We start from the raw sequence: 16,204 nt of genomic DNA on the forward strand, positions 1-16,204 counted from the left end.
CCGGGAGCGATCCCAGTGGGGCGACGGTGAGCGGTTCGGCGTGCACGACGCCCGCCGCGTCCGTGCGTGGACCTCGCAGCGCAAGACCGAAGCGGGCCCGCACGGTGGCGTCCCGCAGGCGCCCCGCGTGCAGGAGCGAGGACGGCGTCGAGACGTGCGTCACCGTGTTCCCGAGGCGCGAGAGCTCGCGAGCCAGGTGGTGGCTCCCCACTCGGAAGACCCCGACCTCGGCGGTGTGGCTCGCGAAGACGATCTTCACGGGCGCCCGACCGGTCCGGAGGCGTCGACGAGGAGGTCGACGAGTCGTCCTCGCTGCATCCGCAGCGCCGACACGGAGTCTCCGACGCGCCTCCAGTAGTCGGACGGGTCCTCCCGCAGCTCAGCGATCTGGTCGCGGATGAGCGAGAGATCGGCGTCGAAGGCGTTGTGCACGAACCGGCCGATCCCGAGGTCGTCGTAGGCACCCCAGCCCTTCCGCTCGTAGCTCAGATGGACACTCGGAACGCCGCTGCGGATGGTCTGGATGCTGCCGTGCAGCCGGACCGAGACCACGACCGCCGGCCGATCCGCGACTCCGCTGCCGACCGCGTCGCGGAGCAGGCGGAATGGCCCTTCGTGGCCGAGCCGCTCGTAGAACTGCGGATCGTTGTTGCCGCGAGCGGTGGCTTGAGCGAGCAGCTCCGACTCCGGATCGCGCGCGAGGGCGTCGATCCGCGACTCGTAGGCGGCACGTCGCGACCGGCTCGAGGACAGCGCCCGGGCGACGATCCCGACGGGCCCGGGAGCTCCGGCCCGCACGACGGTCCTCGGATCGAACTCGTCGGGGAGGCCCAGAAGGGCCATGTCGGGAGCGCGGTGCACGTTCGCGAGGCCGGACAGCTCCTCGACGGAGCGGTCGTCCCGGGCGAAGACCCCGACGGCGCGGGCCAGTCGCGCCGCGATCACACGGCGGGTCCCGAGATTGAGCGGCCCGATGCTCTGCGGAAGGTAGACGAACGGAACGCGGTCGCTGCGCCGGGGCATCTGGACGAAGTTGGTGCACATCATCTTGACGACTTCGACGGGATTCTTGGTGCGGAGGTAGCCGCCCCCCACGCCGACGACGAGGTCGGACCCGGCGATCGCCCGGGCGTAGCCGGCGCTCCGGCGGCCGGAGAGCAGCGCGACCCCACCGCGTCGCAGCGTCTCGAGGCTGCCGATGCTGCCGGCACGGCCGGTGAGGGGGTGCAGGACACTCTCGTAGAGCTCCTCGTCGAAGCTCGCGGGATCGAGGGCGACGAGCGTGATCTCCGCCGTCGGCAGGGCCGAGAGGACCAGCTCCCGCGCCTCCTCGACGAGCAGGCCGTCGCCGGAGTTGGTGGTGCTGTAGGCGTGGACGATCGTGACCCTCACCGCGCGGCCTCCTCAAAGACGCGAGCATGCGCTGCGATGGAGTCCGACCAGTGGAATCGTCGAGCGTTGATCAGACCCCGGCTCCGCAGGTCGTTGCGGAGGGACGGATCGGCGACGATCTCGCGCATGTGATCGGCGATCGCCGTCGCGCCGATGTCGGTGAGCGTCAGCGCCGCGCCGCCCGCCACCTCGGCGAGCGACCCGCGATCGCTGCAGATGACGGGAACGCCGCACGCCATGGCCTCGACGACCGGGAAGCCGAAGCCCTCGTAGGTGGAGGGGAAGCAGAAGGCGAGCGCTCCCCGGAGCAGCGGGACGAGCGCCTCATCCGGTACGCGGCCGAGGTAGCGCACGCCGCGGGTACCGCGGACCGCCTCGAGGATCGCGTCGCTCTCCCACGCCGGAGCGCCGGACACCAGGAGCGGCACCCCCGTCTCGTCGAAGACCTTCGAGGCGGCTCGGCACAGCTCGATGATGTTCTTGCGGGGGTCGAGGTTGCCCGCGTAGAGGAAGTACGGGCCGTCGATCCCCAGCTCGTCGAGCGCGACGGAGTCCTGGTCGGTGGAGCGGGTGTTGAACGTGTCGTGGTCGATCCCGTGCGGGATGGTGACGATCTTCCCGGCGGCGTCGGGTGCGACAGTCGCGATGTCCCGGGCGGAGGAATCGGAGACCGTGATGATCGTGGTCGAGAGTGCTGCGAGACGCGCGACGCGCAGGCGCCACAACCGGTCGGAGCTCCGGCTGCGCACATCGTCCACATGGAGTGTCGCCAGCCCGTGGATCGTGCCGACGATCGGGAGGCGGCTCGGAACCAGCGGCCCCGTGTCCGCGGGGAAGTGGAGGACGTCGATCCCGGAGGGGCGGAGCCTCGGCAGTACGAGTCCCTCATAGGCGCCGTAGACGGCGCTGCGGGCTCGGCCCCCCTCGATCGGAGGTCGGGATAGCACGTGCTGCACGCCGTGTCCGGCGAGCCCGCTGTAGACGGTGCGGGCGTAGCGGGTGTTGCCGCCGACCTGTCTGTCGAGGACACGGGCGGAGACGAGCACTGTCGTCATGGCTTCCTCCTCCGAGGGGCGGTCGGCAGCAGGCCGAGGTAGAGCCGCTCGAGCATCTGCGACTGGTGCTGCACGGTGTTCAGGGCGAGGGCGTGCTCGGCGGCGGCGACGAGACGGGAACGGGCCGCCGGATCCTCCAGATCGCCCCAGTACGACGCCACATCGTGGGGGGAGTGCGCGACCAGGGGCAGGCCGAGGCGATCGAAGGCGGGGATGTCCCGCACGACGAGGGCCAGCCCCATGCCGTGCGCCTCCAGAACGGCCATCGGCATCCCCTCCCACTGCGCGCTGTGCAGGTACACGTCGGCATCGCCCAGTCGGCGGAGCGCCTCGTCGCGGCTGAGCCAGCCGGTCACGTGGACGCCGGCCTGGTCGAGGGCGGTGCGGTGACGCCCCTCGCCTCCGCCGATCCACGTCGCGTCGACGGAATGGCCGGCGGCGCGCACGGCCTCCACGGCCTCGGCGAAGAATCGGGGATCCTTGTGCGTCGAGAGCCGACCGGCGCCGACGAGGCGGAGAGGCCTCGGCCCGCCGGGGCGAGTGGCGGGCGGGAGCGAGGCGGGCACCGAGTTGGGGACGTGCACGACCTCCGCCCGGCTGAACGGCCACCGGCTCAGACGGGCCTCGCGAGCTGAGCAGGCGGCGAACACGGTGGTGTTGAAGGCGAGGACGCCCTCGAAGACCCGGAACGCCGCCCGGGCGGGCAGCAGGAGGTCTCGGCGCTCGAAGCCGTAGCAGTGCGGCGTGTAGACGATCGGACGTCGCCGGCCCGCCCGCACCGCGAGGCGCGCGTACGCTCCGCCGAAGCTGGAGTGCGCGTGCACGACAGCGCCCGGCATTCCGGCCAGAACCGTTCGCAGAGCGCGGACTCGGGCGACGTGCCCTGTCGGCAGCGCCGTCACGCCTGCGAACGACGCGAAGGCGCTCTCCGGTACCGGAGAGTCCTCCCGCGGTGAATACACGAGCCTGTGCTGGAAGGCGGGCGTGGCCGCTACGTAGTCGCTGATCGCCGACGCAGTGCCTGCGCCGAAGCTCTCCGTCACGTGCACGATCGTGCGCTCGCCCTCGCGCCAGTCCTCAGCGAGTGTGGATCCGCTTGTCAACCGTTCGCGCCCTTCCGGCTTGGCCGAGCCGTGGAAGGCTCCGGTCGCTGTCGATGACCATCGGACAGGATCCCTCACCGACCACGCGGTCCGTCGGCATGACTCCGTGAGCGATCCTATGTGCTCCCGGCCGACGGTATGAGCTCGAAAGGGGACCACCTCCGGGGGACCGGGACCGTGGTTAGTCTGTAGTCCTACAGAGCTGAACGGAGCTGCTGCAGGAGACGATCGATGATCGATCACGTCGGAGATGAGGCGCGCGATGGCTCGAGGGGGCGCTGCGACCGCGACGACGCGAGAGGGCGCGGCGCGTCTGGATGTCGTGCAGCGGCTTCTGTTCCTCGCCATCGTCTTCATGCCGTTCCAGCAGGCGCTCACCATTCGGGTCGGCTCTCCGCTGAAGATCACCGAGATCGCCGTCATCCTGGCCATCGGCTTCTCCGTGATCACCGTCCAGAAGGACCGGTACACGCCGGTGGGACGGGAGATCGTGCTGGGGCTCGGTGCGCTGGTCGTTCTGGCGACGATCTGGGCATTCCTGTTCAAGCAACCCGAGGTTCCAGCCGCCTACGGCTATGACCTGGGCTTCACCAACGACATGATCCTCTACTGCGGATACGCTCTGCTGGCCCTCGCGGTCTGGTGGTACGTCGGCCACCGACTGGGATTCCAGGACATGGAGCGGGCTCTCTCGATCGCCGTCCGCCTCGCTTTCGTCTTCTGCGCGATCCAGCTGGCCCTCCACCTCGCCGGGGTCCCGCTGCCCGCTCTCCTCAACTCGACGATTCAGATGGGGGCGACCTTCGGCGTCAGCCTGCCGAGGAACGGCCCGTTCCTCGAGGGGAACTACCTCGGTTTCTTCGCCGGGATCGCGCTGTTCGCCTGCCTGCGCCGTCGCGACCGCATCGGAATCGCCGCCGCCGTCGCCTGCCTCGTCTACTCGCAGTCGACGTCGGCACTGATCGCGACCGTCTCGGCCGCGGTCCTCACGGCGACGCTCCGCCCCCAGCGGGGCGTGGGAGTGCAGATCTTCAGTGTCGGCGCACTGGGCGCGCTGATCGTCCTGCTCGTTCCCGACCTGCAGCGCTTCGTCCTCGCGCAGCTCTCGAAGCTCGGACTGGGCACGGGCGCCGTCGACGTCGGCACCCGCTCGCTGAACGTCCGATCCCAGTCGTCGAGCACGGGCTTCACCATGGCCGCGGACAATCCGCTGTTCGGAGTCGGACCCGGCCGGTTCGGCGTGTGGAGGACCGACTACTCTCAGGCGGTGGCGGGGCTCTCCTCGAACGGCGCCTCTCGCGGTCTCGCGAACAACGTCTACGCCCAGCTCGCTGCCGAGACCGGAGTGATCGCCCTGGCCCTGTTCGCCGTGCTCCTCGTGATGCTGATCGTGCGGGGATATCGGCGCAACGGGACGGCACTGGGTCTGGGGGTCTTCCTCGCCGTCGCTCTGGCCTCCGCCCCCTCGTGGACCGCCTTGACCGTGTGGATCGCGCTGGCGTACGCCGCATCGCTCGCCTCCGAGCCGCTGCCGGCGAGGACCTCGATCGCCCGGTCCGGCCTCGACTCGGAGCGACGGGCAGCGGCGGTGTCGCGAGCCATGGCGGCGCGTCCGGCGCCGTCCACCGCTCGGCACGAGCAGTTATCGGATCGACGGTGAGCTCCGCACCCGCTACGACCGAGCTCTCCCTCGATGATGCGGTACACCTCGCACACGCCTTCACCGCGCACCTCTCCTCCACGCACGGGCTCCGCGCCCTGTTCATCAAGGGGCCCACCGCCCATGCACAGGGCATCCGCACGCGACGCGTGTCCAGCGATGTCGACGTGCTCGTCCACCCGGCGGACGTCCAGCGCCTCGTCGACCTGCTGGCCGAGCGCGGATGGATCCCCCGGCCCGACCGCCCGGCCCCGCGCGCGTACCCGGTGCACTCCGTGACCCTGTTCCATCCGCAGTGGACCTGCGACATCGACGTGCACGACCGCTACCCCGGATTCTTCGCAGAGCCGGAGGAGGTCCTCGACGTGCTGTGGACGTCGCACCGGACCGTGACGATCGCGCACAGGAGGGTCGCTGTGCCCTCCCCGGTCGCGGGCGCGGTCGTCGTCGCGCTCCACGCGCTGAAGGATCCCCTCCTGGCTCGGAGCACGTCCGAGCTCGAGTCGGTCATCGGGTTCCTCAGGGGCGCGAGCGAATCGGACCGGGAGGCGCTGCTCCTGCTCGTCGAGAGCACCCGCAGCGCCTACCCCCTCCGCCCGGTGCTCCACGCCCTCGGGCTGGACGTGCCGGACGACCTGGCGGTGCACGAGCGCCGATTGTGGGATCTGCGGGTGGCCGGAACGGGGCGGTCCAGCTATCACTGGGCGCTCGCCTTCGTCGAGGCCACAGGGAAGCGGCGCATCGTGCTGATCGTGTCCGCGCTGACGACCGTGATCGGTCTCACACGCCGGGCGCGCCGGAGGGCTGCGGAGACGGGGATGGTCCGCTTCGATCGGCCGTCGTTGTCAGATCTGCGGGCGTTCCTCGGGCTCGTGCGCTCGCTCGCCGCCGATCGTCGACGCCGTCGCCGAGAGAATGCGACCCACTCGTGACCACCGTCGATCCGGGAGCTCTGGATCACGCCGTGTGGGCGCGATCCGATCAGCTGGCCTTCGTCGAGGACGACACGGAGGCGGTGCTGCTGGACCTGTTGTCGCCGTTTCCCGTGCCCCTCGTGCTGAAGGGCACGGCGCACGCGATCTGGAGAAGGCTCGAGCATCCGTCCACGACCGTCGAGATCCTCGCGGGGCTCGCCGACGAGTACGGCGTCCCCCGAGAGGTCCTCGAGGAGGACGTGCTCAGTTTCCTCCTGCAGCTGAGCACAGCAGACGTGGTCCACCGGCTGCCCTCGCGCTGAAGGTGAGACATCGTGCAGCGGAGTGCGCCGTGCGGGGGGTGTGACCGGCGGTCGTGACGGCGGCCTTTCCTCCGTACTGTTCGGGAATGGGAGCATCATCGCGGGATCGAGGACGACGGGCGCTACTGAGCCTGACGGCGGCAGCGGGCGCGGGCGCCGTGACGGCGGTGGCGACGGCCCCCCCGGCGACAGCGGCCAACGCCTTCCCGGACGCACGGCTGGACGGCTTCCGGGACTCGACCGAGTTCCCGGGAGCGACTGCTGAGCAGCGGCTCCGGGCCGCTCTCGACGCGGCTCACGCCCTCGCGACCGAGTCCTTCCTGGTCGTCTCCGAGCCCGTCGTGCTGACAGCACCCTTGACGATCGACCTCTCGCGTGTGTCGATGGAGTTCGCCGGAGGCGATGTCGATGCGACGGCGGTGTCGGGATCGGCGCTCGTCCTCACCGCCTCCGAGGCCTCCGATGATGCGCCGCACACGCGCGTGAGCCTGCGCGGACTGCGCCTCACGGGTCCCGGCCGAGCGGCTCCTGGATCCGTCGGCCTCGAGCTGTCCTCGGCGACAGGCGTCCGAGGCGCAGGACTGTACGGAGTGGAGATCATCGGATTCGAGACGGGTGTCCGGTTCGGTCCCGGCGCCGAGCATCTGCGCCTCTTCCACGTGGCCGTGGAGGAGTGCGGCACGGGCGTCCTGGTCGCCGGCACTGCCCCTGGGTCGAATCTCGCGATGGTCGGCGGTTCTGTGCGCTCGTGCACGACGGGACTGTCCTCCGCGTCGACCAGTGGCGAGCTGCACACGACGTCGCTGGCCATCAGCGGATGCGATCGCGCGGTCGAGGCTTCAGGGGGTGCCGTCACGCTGCACGCTGCGACCGTCCGCCTGACCCCGGCGAGCACGGTCAGCGCGTTCTCCACCGCTGCGACGACGACGGCCAGGATCAGCATCAACGGCGGCACGGTCTCCGCCGCCGCCCCGCTGGCGGCGGCCACAGTCTTCGAGACGGCTCACAGGAGCTGGGGAGGCGGGATCGTCGTGACGAGCACCTCCTTCCGCAACGTCGCTCCGGCATCGGGCTACCTCGTCGGAGGGACCGGACTCGTCCGGTTGGCGGACGTCTCGATCCTGGACGAGCCCTCCGTCGTGCCGACCTCGGTTCTCGTCCACCGCGCCGCGAACCGGCTCGTCGATGGAGCCTTCGATGTGGGCACGGTCGCGGACGCGTACCTGGACACTCCGGACGCCACCTCTCGGAGTGCGAGCCCGTCGGCCACGCTCGCCGTCGCGTCAGGGCGGCTCCTGGTCCGGAAGACAGGCACCGGACAGACGAGTCTCTCGTTCGATGTGCTCAGCAGACCCGGGCGGGTCTACGCCGCCGACCTCGTCATCGGACAGGCCGCTGCGAACGGGTCGATGATCGTCTCGGAGTCCTTCGTCACCGTCTCCGGTCGTGACGCCCGCGGCATCCCTGTCACCGTCCGCTCGGAGCCCGTCTCCTCGACGACGCAGTCGATGGCGGCGATGGCCGCGGCACTCCCGTTCCGGGTAAGACCCGCGACCGGCGTGGATCGCCAGGCGCCGTCCTGGGCGTCGCATTTCCGCGTGACCGTCGGCCTGAACGACCCCGCCGCGGGAACGGTCGGCATCGACGACGCGGTCGTCACCGAGATGTGAGGACCGGCCGCTCGCGCGGTGGCCCGATGCGTCAGTGGGCGCCGCCTCCGGGGGCGACGACGGCCTGCACGGTTCTCGCGAGCAGCGCGAGGTCCCCGGTGAACGACCAGTTCTCCACGTAGTAGAGATCCAGTCGGATGGCGTCCTCCCAGGAGAGCGTCGACCGCCCGCTGACCTGCCAGAGCCCGGTCATGCCCGGCTTGACGTTGAGGCGCCGGCGCGCGGCCTCGTCGTAGAGCTCGACTTCTCCCGCCACCTGCGGCCGCGGCCCGACGAGCGACATGTCGCCTCTCAGCACGTTGAAGAGCTGAGGGACCTCGTCGATCGAGTACTTGCGCATGAAGCGTCCGATCGGTGTGATGCGAGGGTCGTCAGTGATCTTGAACAGTGGTGTTCCGGACGTTCCCTGAGCGGCGAGCAGCTCGGCGAGCTGATCATGAGCGTTCACCACCATCGAGCGGAACTTGATCATGCCGAAGGGCTTGCCGTTGATGCCGATCCGCGTCTGGCGATAGAACAGGGGCCCCGAGCTCGTCAGCTTGACGGCCAGTGCGACCGAGGCGATGAGAGGCATCAGCACGGCGATGAGGCTCAGCGATCCGACGATGTCGAGGGCACGCTTGCGGGCCTGCTTGCTGCCCTCGAATCGAGGTGTCTCGATGTGCACGAGAGGAAGGCCCGCCACCGGGCGCATGTGGATCCTCGGTCCGCTGATGTCGGTGAGGCTCGGCGCCATGACCAGGTGCTGGCGCCTCGGCTCGAGACTCCAGCTCAACTGTCGGATCTGCTCGGGTGGCAGGTGGTCGCTGCTCGTGATGATGACGGTATCGGCGCCGGTCCGGTTCAGGATGCCCGGCACCGCATCCACCGTGATGTTCTCGAAGACAGGCACCCCCCACCCGCTCACCCGATCGCTGGCCAGATCCTCGGGGATGCACACGCCGACAACGAGATACCCGGCCCCGGTGGCGCGGACGAGCTCGCGGTAGATGTGCTCGACGCTCCGTGGCGAGCCGACGAGGACGACGGAGGAGGAGTACCGGCCCGCGCTCCGCTGCTGCCGCAGCCACACCCTCCAGGCTCCGCGTCCGAGCCAGAGCAGGACGAGGCCGAGCGGGAGCGCGGTGATGATGTACCCGCGGGCGAAGCCGATCTGGCCGAGGTAGGCGACGCACGTGATCACGGCGAACAGCAGGAGCGTCGCATCGAGGATGCGCTTGTACTCCGTCACCTCTCCGCCGAGGACACGGTCTTCGCGTGTGGCGTAGAACTTCAACAGGGCGGCCCACAGCACCACGATCATCGAGGAGACGATCCAGTAGTTCGCGAGCAGGCCCGCGATCTCCGGCTGATGGCCGGCCACGAACAATTCTCGGCTCTCCACTCCGAACCAGAAGAACTGACTGCTGAAGACCGAGAACACGATGACGAGGACATCGGTGATGACGAGTTTTCTGGCCACTGCTCGGGACCAGGAGCTCCGGCCCTTCTCGGAGGAAGAGCTCTTCGTGGAAGTGGGTGTTTGCAGTTTCACCGTGTGAGCCCTGTCTGCGACTGACCGCTGTTCTCTCGCATAAGCGACCTGCCCTCAGCGTAGTGGTCGGGCGTCGTGCTCCTCCGTCCTGAGCGAAGCTCCGCGCAAAGGCCCCTCCTAGGGGATGCTCTCGGCTATTCCGACTATTCCCCGACGATGAGGACGCGCTCGGACCTCCGTTGTGCGCCGTCGACGACCGCTCGGACGTCGGCGGCGGAGACGTCCCGAGCACGGGGAGTCGAGGTGGTTCGGCGGGTCGGATCCGTCGGGCGGCTCAGGTCTCTCGGCTCGCGCGGTCGGCGCACGTGCGTCCGGTGCTGATGCGGTGTCGCGGCGTCCCGCCGCTGTCGATGGGGCGTGACGCGCAACGGCAGGAGAAGACTCGGGAGAGGCGCCGCGAGAGCTCGCGAGGGGAGACCGGCGGACGATCGTCGGGCACCGACGGCGGGCACGTCGTCGCCGGCAGGGACGAGCAGGACGCTTCCGCTGCCGGAAACGACGACGGCACACTCGTGCTCATCGAGACGGACAGGTGCTGCGCCGGAGTGCTCCTGGGCGTGGAGCCGAGATCGGCGCATGCGTCTGCGGTCATCGGCTCCGGCCACGGCCGCGGCCAGGCGCCCGTGGTCGGGCGCTCCGGGGGCGAGCGCCTCGCCGGCGGACGATCCTGCCTCGACGGGGAGCTGCTCGGAGCCGATGACGAGCCGTGTCGCGGCTTCCCGGGGCGCTTCCGCTCTCCGTTCAGGACGTCGCGGATCGCTCGGGTCGTGTCGGGTTCGGGCCGGTGAGCGCGACCGGGGATCGAGGCCCTGTCCCCGTCCGCCCGAGCCGGTCGTCCTGTGAGCGAGGCATCCGCTCGCACGAGCGGGTCCGGTGACGTCCTCCCTCGGTGATCGAGGGGAGGACGTCACCGGACCCGCGAGTCCTGCTCGGGGGGCGCGCCGTCGTCAGGGCGCCCCCTGGTGATCAGCTCAGCCGCAGAGTGCCGCGCCTGCCAGGTAGAACGCGCGGATGCCGATGTTCGGCGTCGAGGCCGACGCCACGCTGGTGACGTTCGTGATCGTGACGACGGGGCTGCCGGTGCTGTTGCTGTCCCACGTCCCGGGGTTGCTCAACGGGGTGCGGTAGTACTGGTTGTTGTCACCGATCACGTTGATCCAGTTGCCGCCGATCTCGACTCCGAGGTCCTTCGCCGTGCGTCCGGCCGGAAGTGCGGTGAGCTGGGTGCCGTCCTGGTCGAACACAGCGGCCGTCGTCGCGAAGATGCGACGCGTCGCGCCGAAGACCTGGGTGTCGGCGGCGACCTGACGCAGCCCGGTGACTGTGGCGAGGACCTGCGTCCACGGCGACCAAGACGCTCCGGCCTCGATGGTCTTCGTCGCCTCCCATGCCGTCCCGTCGGTCGCGACGAGCGACACCCGCCACAGGCTGTCGTCGCTGAACGACACGGCGATGTCGAGGACAGTGCGGCCTCCGGGCGCGGCCGCGAGCGCGACGCCGTCCCAGTCGTACACCGTGCTGCCGCTGGCCGAGAACAGGCGGGCTCCGCGGTCGCCGCCGGCGATGATCAGACCGTCATCCGCCGCGATGCTGGTCATGCCGATGCGGATGGGGGTCGTCGTGTCCCACTCGTAGAAGCCGCCGGAGGGGGCGGTGTGCGAGTAGACGTCGCCGTTCTGGGAGACGACGTAGCTCAGGTAGGTCGCAGACACAGCCGTGTCACCGACGCCGGTCCACGCGACTGCGAAATCGACCACAGTGGTGACCGCTTCCGGCATCTCGGACTCGACATTGTTGCGACGTCCGCGGAAGGTCGAGGTGCGGGTGCCGCTGGTGCCGTTCACGATCGCTGCGGTGGTCGCATCGGCCACGGGAACGGTCGGCTGGGCCGGATTCACCACGCCTGCTGTCGTGGCCGTGATGGTGCCCGTCTGGCTGACTCCGGCGGTGGCGAAACGCAGACCGTTGAAGCCCTCCAGGACGAGGCTTCCGCCGGCACCCGTGAACAGCGTGCGAGATGTGGCCGTGCCGTCGTACCAGCGCAGCGCGGTCGGCAGAGTCACCGTCACCGCGATGCCTGCGGCGGCCGGAACTCCGGAATCGCTCACCTGGAGGTAGGCGTTGAACGGGTTGCAGCTGCTCGTCGTGTAGGAAGTAGTGGCATCGCCACCCTCCTGGTCGACGAAAGCGACCGTGCGCACGGTCACCGGGGCCGATGCGGCGGCGAGCGGCGCACCGATCGCCGCGACGACGACGGGAGTGGTCCATGCGGCCGCCTGCAAAACGGTCCGGCGGCCGGGAACCGCATTGCGAGCCGGAACGGGCGAATCAGAAGGGGACGTGTTCGACATAATATGCCTCTCTGGTTGGACGAATGGCCTGCGGATCTTCAACGAACGACCTGAGCCGTAGACGGCAGACGTTCCCTCGGAAGATCCACTGCTCATGTCGCAGCGTCCCGAGAGTTTTTCCGCGACGATTGATTTCGCGAGAGGGCTGTCCTTCCCGCGGCAGGCCTGAGACTACTGCACACCAAGTAATTCCACGCAACGGGGTTCGACGATCTCGAGACAGATGAGAGAGGCTCCGAAACGGCGGCGGAACGACTATCCGCCTCACTCCGAGGTCGCCCTGTTCTGCCGCAAGAGAGATGATTGATCGACAGGTGAGGCGCAGAGCCGTCTCCCGCTTGTGTTCCTTCTCTCTCCTGGCGGATCGATCGGGCCGTGAGTCCGGCCGGATGAGGCGCTCCGGTGTCGGCTGCCCGGATGCGTCTCCCCGCTCGCTTTCCCGCCCGAGGAACCCCTACAAGGCCGATCGGAGGATGGCCTCTACGGCCTTCGTGATTCCGTCACCAGGCGCGCACGGGCAGGACCGCCTCCCGAGGGCGTCCTCCTCGTTCAGGTGCAGCGTCTCCGTCGGCTGCACGGCCTCGTCGTGATCCGACTGATCGGCCTCACCTCGGCCGGGCGCGGGCTCGTTCGCGGATCCCCGGCGGCGAGAGGAGGATCGCCGGCGCATCCGCAGTCGCTCATCGACCCATCAGGACGTCCGCTCCGTTCCGGCTCCTCCGACGCTGCCGTCGCGTCGTCCGACCTCGGCGCCGGAGCGGCGGCGACGGGCGCCGCTCCGATGGGACTCGGGTCGGGTCCGGTGAGCGGGCGCGTTCCGCCTCCGGCGCAGTCGGGTGCGGGAGGATGATCGGATGGACGACACGGCGGTACGGCGGCTCCTCGAGGGGCTCGCGGGGGCGGAGGCGAGCTTCCCGTTCGGCCCGGGCACGCGGGTGTGGAAGGTCGCCGGGAAGGTCTTCGCGCTCGAGTCGGAGCGCTTCGAGCGCCCCGTCGTGAGCGTCAAGGCGCTGCCCGAGAACGTGGTGCACCTCGTCGCGGGGGTCGAGGGCATCGAGCCCGGGTACCACCTGAACAAGAAGCACTGGGTGACCGTCGATGCGGGCGGGGCGGTGGAGTCCGGGCTGGTGCTGGAGCTGATCGAGGAGTCCCACGCGATCGTCGTCGCCGGACTGCCCAAGCGGCTCCGGCTCGCCCTCGGCGGCACCGCCGCCGGCTCGCTGAACGAGGACCGCTGAACGACGCCCGCCCGGCGCCGCCCTGCCGCAGCGCCCCCGCCGCGGCAGAGGCTCGCGGTGCGCGGCCTACAGGCCGTAGGAGCGGAGGTACGCGGCGGTGTCGTGCCAGCCCTCGACGGCGAAGCACTCGACGCCCATCGCCTTGACGGGGTAGTCGTTGCCGTCCGGGTCGAGGCGGTCGCCGACGAAGATCATGTCGTCGAGAGGGATGCCCGTCAGCTCGGTGAGCTTGTTCATCCCGTACGCCTTGTCGATGCCCTTGCGGGTGATGTCGACCGACGTCGAGCCGCCGGAGCGGACCTCGAGGTCGGGGAGCACGGCCTGCACGGCCTCACGGAGCGTGTTCTTCTTCTCGCCGTCCGGGTCCCAGGCCTGCTTGACCTCGACGGGCGCGGACTGGCCGAGGGCCGAGAAGGTGATCTGCGAGTCGCGGTCCTCAAGGATCGGGCCCCAGGTCTCGGACTCCCAGTAGCCGAGCTCCTTCGCCTTCTCCTCGACGGCGGCGAGCGCGCGCGACTTCTCGTCCTCGGTGAGGTTCTCGGCGTAGATCTGCGCCCAGTCGCCGTTCTCGTACCGGTAGTACTGCGTGCCGCAGGTGGGCATGAGGTGCAGCTTCGCGAGGACCTCGGGGTCGGCGCCCTCGAGGCGGTCGAGCACCTGCATCCGGAACTGGCCGATCTGGCCGCCCGAGATGATGCACACCTCGGTGGCCTGGAGCAGCTTCACGAAGAGGTCGGCCATCGCCGGGTCGACGGGGGACTTCGAGGCGGCGAGGGTGTCGTCGAGGTCGAAGGCCATCAGGCGGGGCAGGGTGCTCATGGAACTCGTTTCACGGTCTGCGGACGGGGCGGTAACGAGGATACGGGGCGCCGCCGGAACGCGCTCGCGGTCGGCGCGAGCGGGCTCCGAGCGCAGACTGGGGGCATGACCGCCGCCACAGCGACCGACGGAGGACGCCGCTCCCTCCCGCGCACTCTCGCCCGCATCCTCCTGGGCCTGCTGCTCGTCACGGCCGGCACGGCGCACCTGACGGTCGCGCGTCAGGCCTTCCAGGCGCAGGTCCCGCCGTGGCTGCCGGCCGACCCGGACCTGGTGGTCGTCGCGTCGGGCGTCGTCGAGATCGCGCTCGGGCTCGCGCTCGTCGTGCTCGTGCGGTGGCGCGTGATCGTGGGAGTCGTGGTGGCCGCGTTCTTCGTCGCGGTCTTCCCGGGGAACATCTCGCAGCTGGTGACGCGGACGCCGGCGTTCGGCCTCGAGACGGACGCGGCGCGCGCGGTGCGGCTCGTCTTCCAGCCCCTGCTGGTGGTCTGGGCGCTCTGGTCGACCGGGGCGTTCTCGGCCTGGCGGGCCCGCCGGTCGCGACGCCGCGGGGACTGAGCCGCCGGTCCGCGGCCCGATCGTCCCGCGATCCTCCGGAACGACGAACGGCGGCCGGCGGGAGACCCCGCCGACCGCCGCCCGTGCCCTGCTCGGCTAGGCCGCGAGGCGGCGTCGCGCGACGACCAGCGCGAGACCCGACAGCAGCAGCACGAGGGCTCCGCCGATCAGGCCGGCCGCGTCGGCGCCGGTGTTCGCGAGCGAGCCCGGGCCGGAGCCTCCCGCGACGGGGGCCGCCGTGGTGGTGGGGTGCGGCGACGGAGCGGTGGTGGGCTGCTCCGTCGGGGTGCCGGGCTCGGTCGGCGCCGGGGTGACCGGGACCTCGGCGGCGGGCTCCGTCGTCAGCGACCAGTTGGGGTCGTAGAAGTCGGCCTGGTCGATCACGCCGCGGGCGGTCGACCAGTCGATGAGGAGCTGGCGGATCTCGAGACGCTCGTCGTAGACGAGCGGTGCCTGCGCGACGGCGGGGTAGGCGCCTCCGCCGCTCTGGCGGTAGTTGTTGACCGCCATCACGAAGCGCTCGTCGTCGGCGACGGGGGTGCCGTCGGCGTGGGCGAGACCGCGGATCCGCGAGCCGGCGGGCTGGGAGACGTCGATCACGTAGTCCAGGCCCGAGATCGCGTCGTAGTTGTAGTCCGGGATGCCGTCGGGGCGGTCCTCGGTCGTCGCGTTGGTGCCGGTCTCGGGGTCGAACGCGGCGCCCTCGGCGGTCTGCACGAAGTAGCGGGCCGAGAACTCGAGGTAGTCGCGCACCTCGGCACCGGTCAGCTCCACTCCGCGGAGGGTGTTCTCGTAGATGTACAGGCCCGCGATGTCGCGGATGCTGACCTGCCCCTTCGGGAAGACGGCGGTGCGCGAGAACGGCGACGCCTGCGAGATCACCGGCAGGTCGGCCCACTCGGTGCCCTCGAGCGCCGTCTCGACGGTCTCGGCCTGGACGGTGTTGATGAAGTCGATGATCGGGGTGTCCTCGTAGCGCGAGGTCGCGGCCGAGAGCTCCTCGACCGAGTCGGCGACGGGGGTGTTCACGTACTCGATCGTGGCGGCGTGCTGCTCGGCGAGGGCGGCGACCAGTGCGGGCGACTCCTCGGCGATGTCCTTCGCGTAGACGGGCTGCGTGACGGGCGCGTTCCCGGCCGATCAGTCGACCTCGAGGCCGCCCGCGGCGTCCGGCACCAGGTTCAGGGTGACCTCGGTGAGGCCCTGCGCCCAGAACTCGGGCTGGGTGACCAGCACCTGCTCGCCGGCGACGTTGGTGAACAGCGTCTGCGGCAGGTCCTTGTGGCTGTGGCCGGCGACGACCACGTCGATGCCGGGGACCTGCGTCGCGATGTTGTTGACGACGTCCTCGTTGAGGTCGGCGGCGTCGTACTCGGCGTCCGGCACCGTGCCCTGGCCGGTGTGCGCGAGGACGACGACCACGTCCGCCTGCTCCTGCACGATCGGGACCCACTGCTTCGCGGCGGCGACCATGTCCTGGAACTCGAGGACGCCGTCGACGTACTGCTTGTCCCAGACGCGGACGCCGGGGGTGACGAGGCCGAGGACGCCGACGGTGACCGTCTTCCCGTCGATCTCGCGCTCGAT

General features: G+C 70.2%; 14 protein-coding genes. 6 read left to right on the forward strand and 8 right to left on the reverse strand.

From position 1 onward, the window contains the following. Positions 1 to 255: 255 nt before the first annotated feature. Genes C5C95_RS15180 through C5C95_RS17900 form a run of 3 tightly spaced genes read right to left on the reverse strand, consistent with a single transcriptional unit; the run spans position 256 to position 3,982 of the window. Positions 256 to 1,392, reverse strand: a complete 1,137-nt coding sequence (locus C5C95_RS15180) for a polysaccharide pyruvyl transferase family protein (protein WP_104324768.1) — start codon at positions 1,390 to 1,392, stop codon at positions 256 to 258. Next, entirely contained in the window at positions 1,389 to 2,447 is a 1,059-nt protein-coding gene (locus tag C5C95_RS15185; protein WP_104225715.1) for a glycosyltransferase family 1 protein, read from the reverse strand. The genes C5C95_RS15180 and C5C95_RS15185 overlap by 4 nt, the downstream gene beginning before the upstream one ends. Next, the gene (locus tag C5C95_RS17900; protein WP_104324774.1) at positions 2,444 to 3,982 is read right to left on the reverse strand and encodes a glycosyltransferase family 4 protein; all 1,539 of its coding nucleotides are present in this window, start codon (positions 3,980 to 3,982) and stop codon (positions 2,444 to 2,446) included. The genes C5C95_RS15185 and C5C95_RS17900 overlap by 4 nt, the downstream gene beginning before the upstream one ends. Between C5C95_RS17900 and C5C95_RS15195 the strand changes: the two genes are divergently transcribed. The 4 genes from C5C95_RS15195 (at position 3,873) to C5C95_RS15210 (ending at position 8,117) form a co-directional block, all read left to right on the forward strand. Continuing rightward, entirely contained in the window at positions 3,873 to 5,210 is a 1,338-nt protein-coding gene (locus tag C5C95_RS15195) for an O-antigen ligase (RefSeq protein WP_181125721.1), read from the forward strand. The genes C5C95_RS17900 and C5C95_RS15195 overlap by 110 nt on opposite strands. Continuing rightward, complete coding sequence (locus tag C5C95_RS17565) at positions 5,207 to 6,142, forward strand: nucleotidyltransferase family protein (protein ID WP_181125723.1); 936 nt, start codon at positions 5,207 to 5,209, stop codon at positions 6,140 to 6,142. Before C5C95_RS15195 ends, C5C95_RS17565 begins: the two co-directional genes overlap by 4 nt. Further along, positions 6,139 to 6,447, forward strand: coding sequence for a PqqD family protein (locus C5C95_RS17570; protein WP_181125725.1), 309 nt, complete (start codon positions 6,139 to 6,141; stop codon positions 6,445 to 6,447). Before C5C95_RS17565 ends, C5C95_RS17570 begins: the two co-directional genes overlap by 4 nt. Positions 6,448 to 6,614: 167 nt before the next feature. Continuing rightward, on the forward strand, positions 6,615 to 8,117 hold the full coding sequence (locus C5C95_RS15210) for a hypothetical protein (protein WP_146076940.1): 1,503 nt from the start codon (positions 6,615 to 6,617) through the stop codon (positions 8,115 to 8,117). A gap of 31 nt (positions 8,118 to 8,148) precedes the next feature. On the opposite strand, the gene C5C95_RS15215 is transcribed toward C5C95_RS15210, so the two are convergent. Beyond that, positions 8,149 to 9,579: a sugar transferase gene (locus C5C95_RS15215; protein WP_258063295.1), complete on the reverse strand. Its 1,431-nt coding sequence runs from the start codon at positions 9,577 to 9,579 to the stop codon at positions 8,149 to 8,151. A 1,043-nt stretch (positions 9,580 to 10,622) separates the two neighbouring features. Next, positions 10,623 to 11,933: a hypothetical protein gene (locus C5C95_RS15225; RefSeq protein WP_104324772.1), complete on the reverse strand. Its 1,311-nt coding sequence runs from the start codon at positions 11,931 to 11,933 to the stop codon at positions 10,623 to 10,625. Positions 11,934 to 12,856: 923 nt separating this feature from the next. On the opposite strand from C5C95_RS15225, the gene C5C95_RS15230 reads away from it, so the two are divergent. Further along, positions 12,857 to 13,240, forward strand: coding sequence for an MmcQ/YjbR family DNA-binding protein (locus C5C95_RS15230; protein ID WP_104222787.1), 384 nt, complete (start codon positions 12,857 to 12,859; stop codon positions 13,238 to 13,240). 66 nt (positions 13,241 to 13,306) lie between these two features. Here C5C95_RS15230 and C5C95_RS15235 read toward each other — a convergent pair whose 3' ends face one another. Then, complete coding sequence (locus tag C5C95_RS15235; RefSeq protein ID WP_104222786.1) at positions 13,307 to 14,059, reverse strand: HAD-IIB family hydrolase; 753 nt, start codon at positions 14,057 to 14,059, stop codon at positions 13,307 to 13,309. Between the two features lie 105 nt (positions 14,060 to 14,164). Here C5C95_RS15235 and C5C95_RS15240 point away from each other — a divergent pair, with 105 nt between their 5' ends. Then, positions 14,165 to 14,617: a DoxX family membrane protein gene (locus C5C95_RS15240; protein ID WP_104247486.1), complete on the forward strand. Its 453-nt coding sequence runs from the start codon at positions 14,165 to 14,167 to the stop codon at positions 14,615 to 14,617. Between the two features lie 96 nt (positions 14,618 to 14,713). Here the strand turns inward: C5C95_RS15240 and C5C95_RS15245 are convergent, their stop codons facing one another. After that, complete coding sequence (locus C5C95_RS15245) at positions 14,714 to 15,646, reverse strand: 5'-nucleotidase C-terminal domain-containing protein (RefSeq protein ID WP_104324773.1); 933 nt, start codon at positions 15,644 to 15,646, stop codon at positions 14,714 to 14,716. Positions 15,647 to 15,757: 111 nt separating this feature from the next. Beyond that, positions 15,758 to 16,204: metallophosphoesterase (locus C5C95_RS15250; RefSeq protein ID WP_181125727.1), on the reverse strand; the 447-nt coding region annotated here is incomplete at its 5' end.

Source organism: Rathayibacter sp. AY1B7, assembly GCF_002932735.1.
Classification (GTDB): domain Bacteria; phylum Actinomycetota; class Actinomycetes; order Actinomycetales; family Microbacteriaceae; genus Rathayibacter.

What these genes read in the sequence shown, in the direction of transcription:
- C5C95_RS15230 (WP_104222787.1), top strand. Translation starts at nt 12,857, where the DNA reads ATGGACGACACGGCGGTACGGCGGCTCCTCGAGGGGCTCGCGGGGGCG.
- C5C95_RS15185 (WP_104225715.1), bottom strand. Translation starts at nt 2,447, where the DNA reads ATGACGACAGTGCTCGTCTCCGCCCGTGTCCTCGACAGACAGGTCGGC.
- C5C95_RS15235 (WP_104222786.1), bottom strand. Translation starts at nt 14,059, where the DNA reads ATGAGCACCCTGCCCCGCCTGATGGCCTTCGACCTCGACGACACCCTC.
- C5C95_RS15240 (WP_104247486.1), top strand. Translation starts at nt 14,165, where the DNA reads ATGACCGCCGCCACAGCGACCGACGGAGGACGCCGCTCCCTCCCGCGC.
- C5C95_RS17900 (WP_104324774.1), bottom strand. Translation starts at nt 3,982, where the DNA reads ATGGCCAGGATGACGGCGATCTCGGTGATCTTCAGCGGAGAGCCGACC.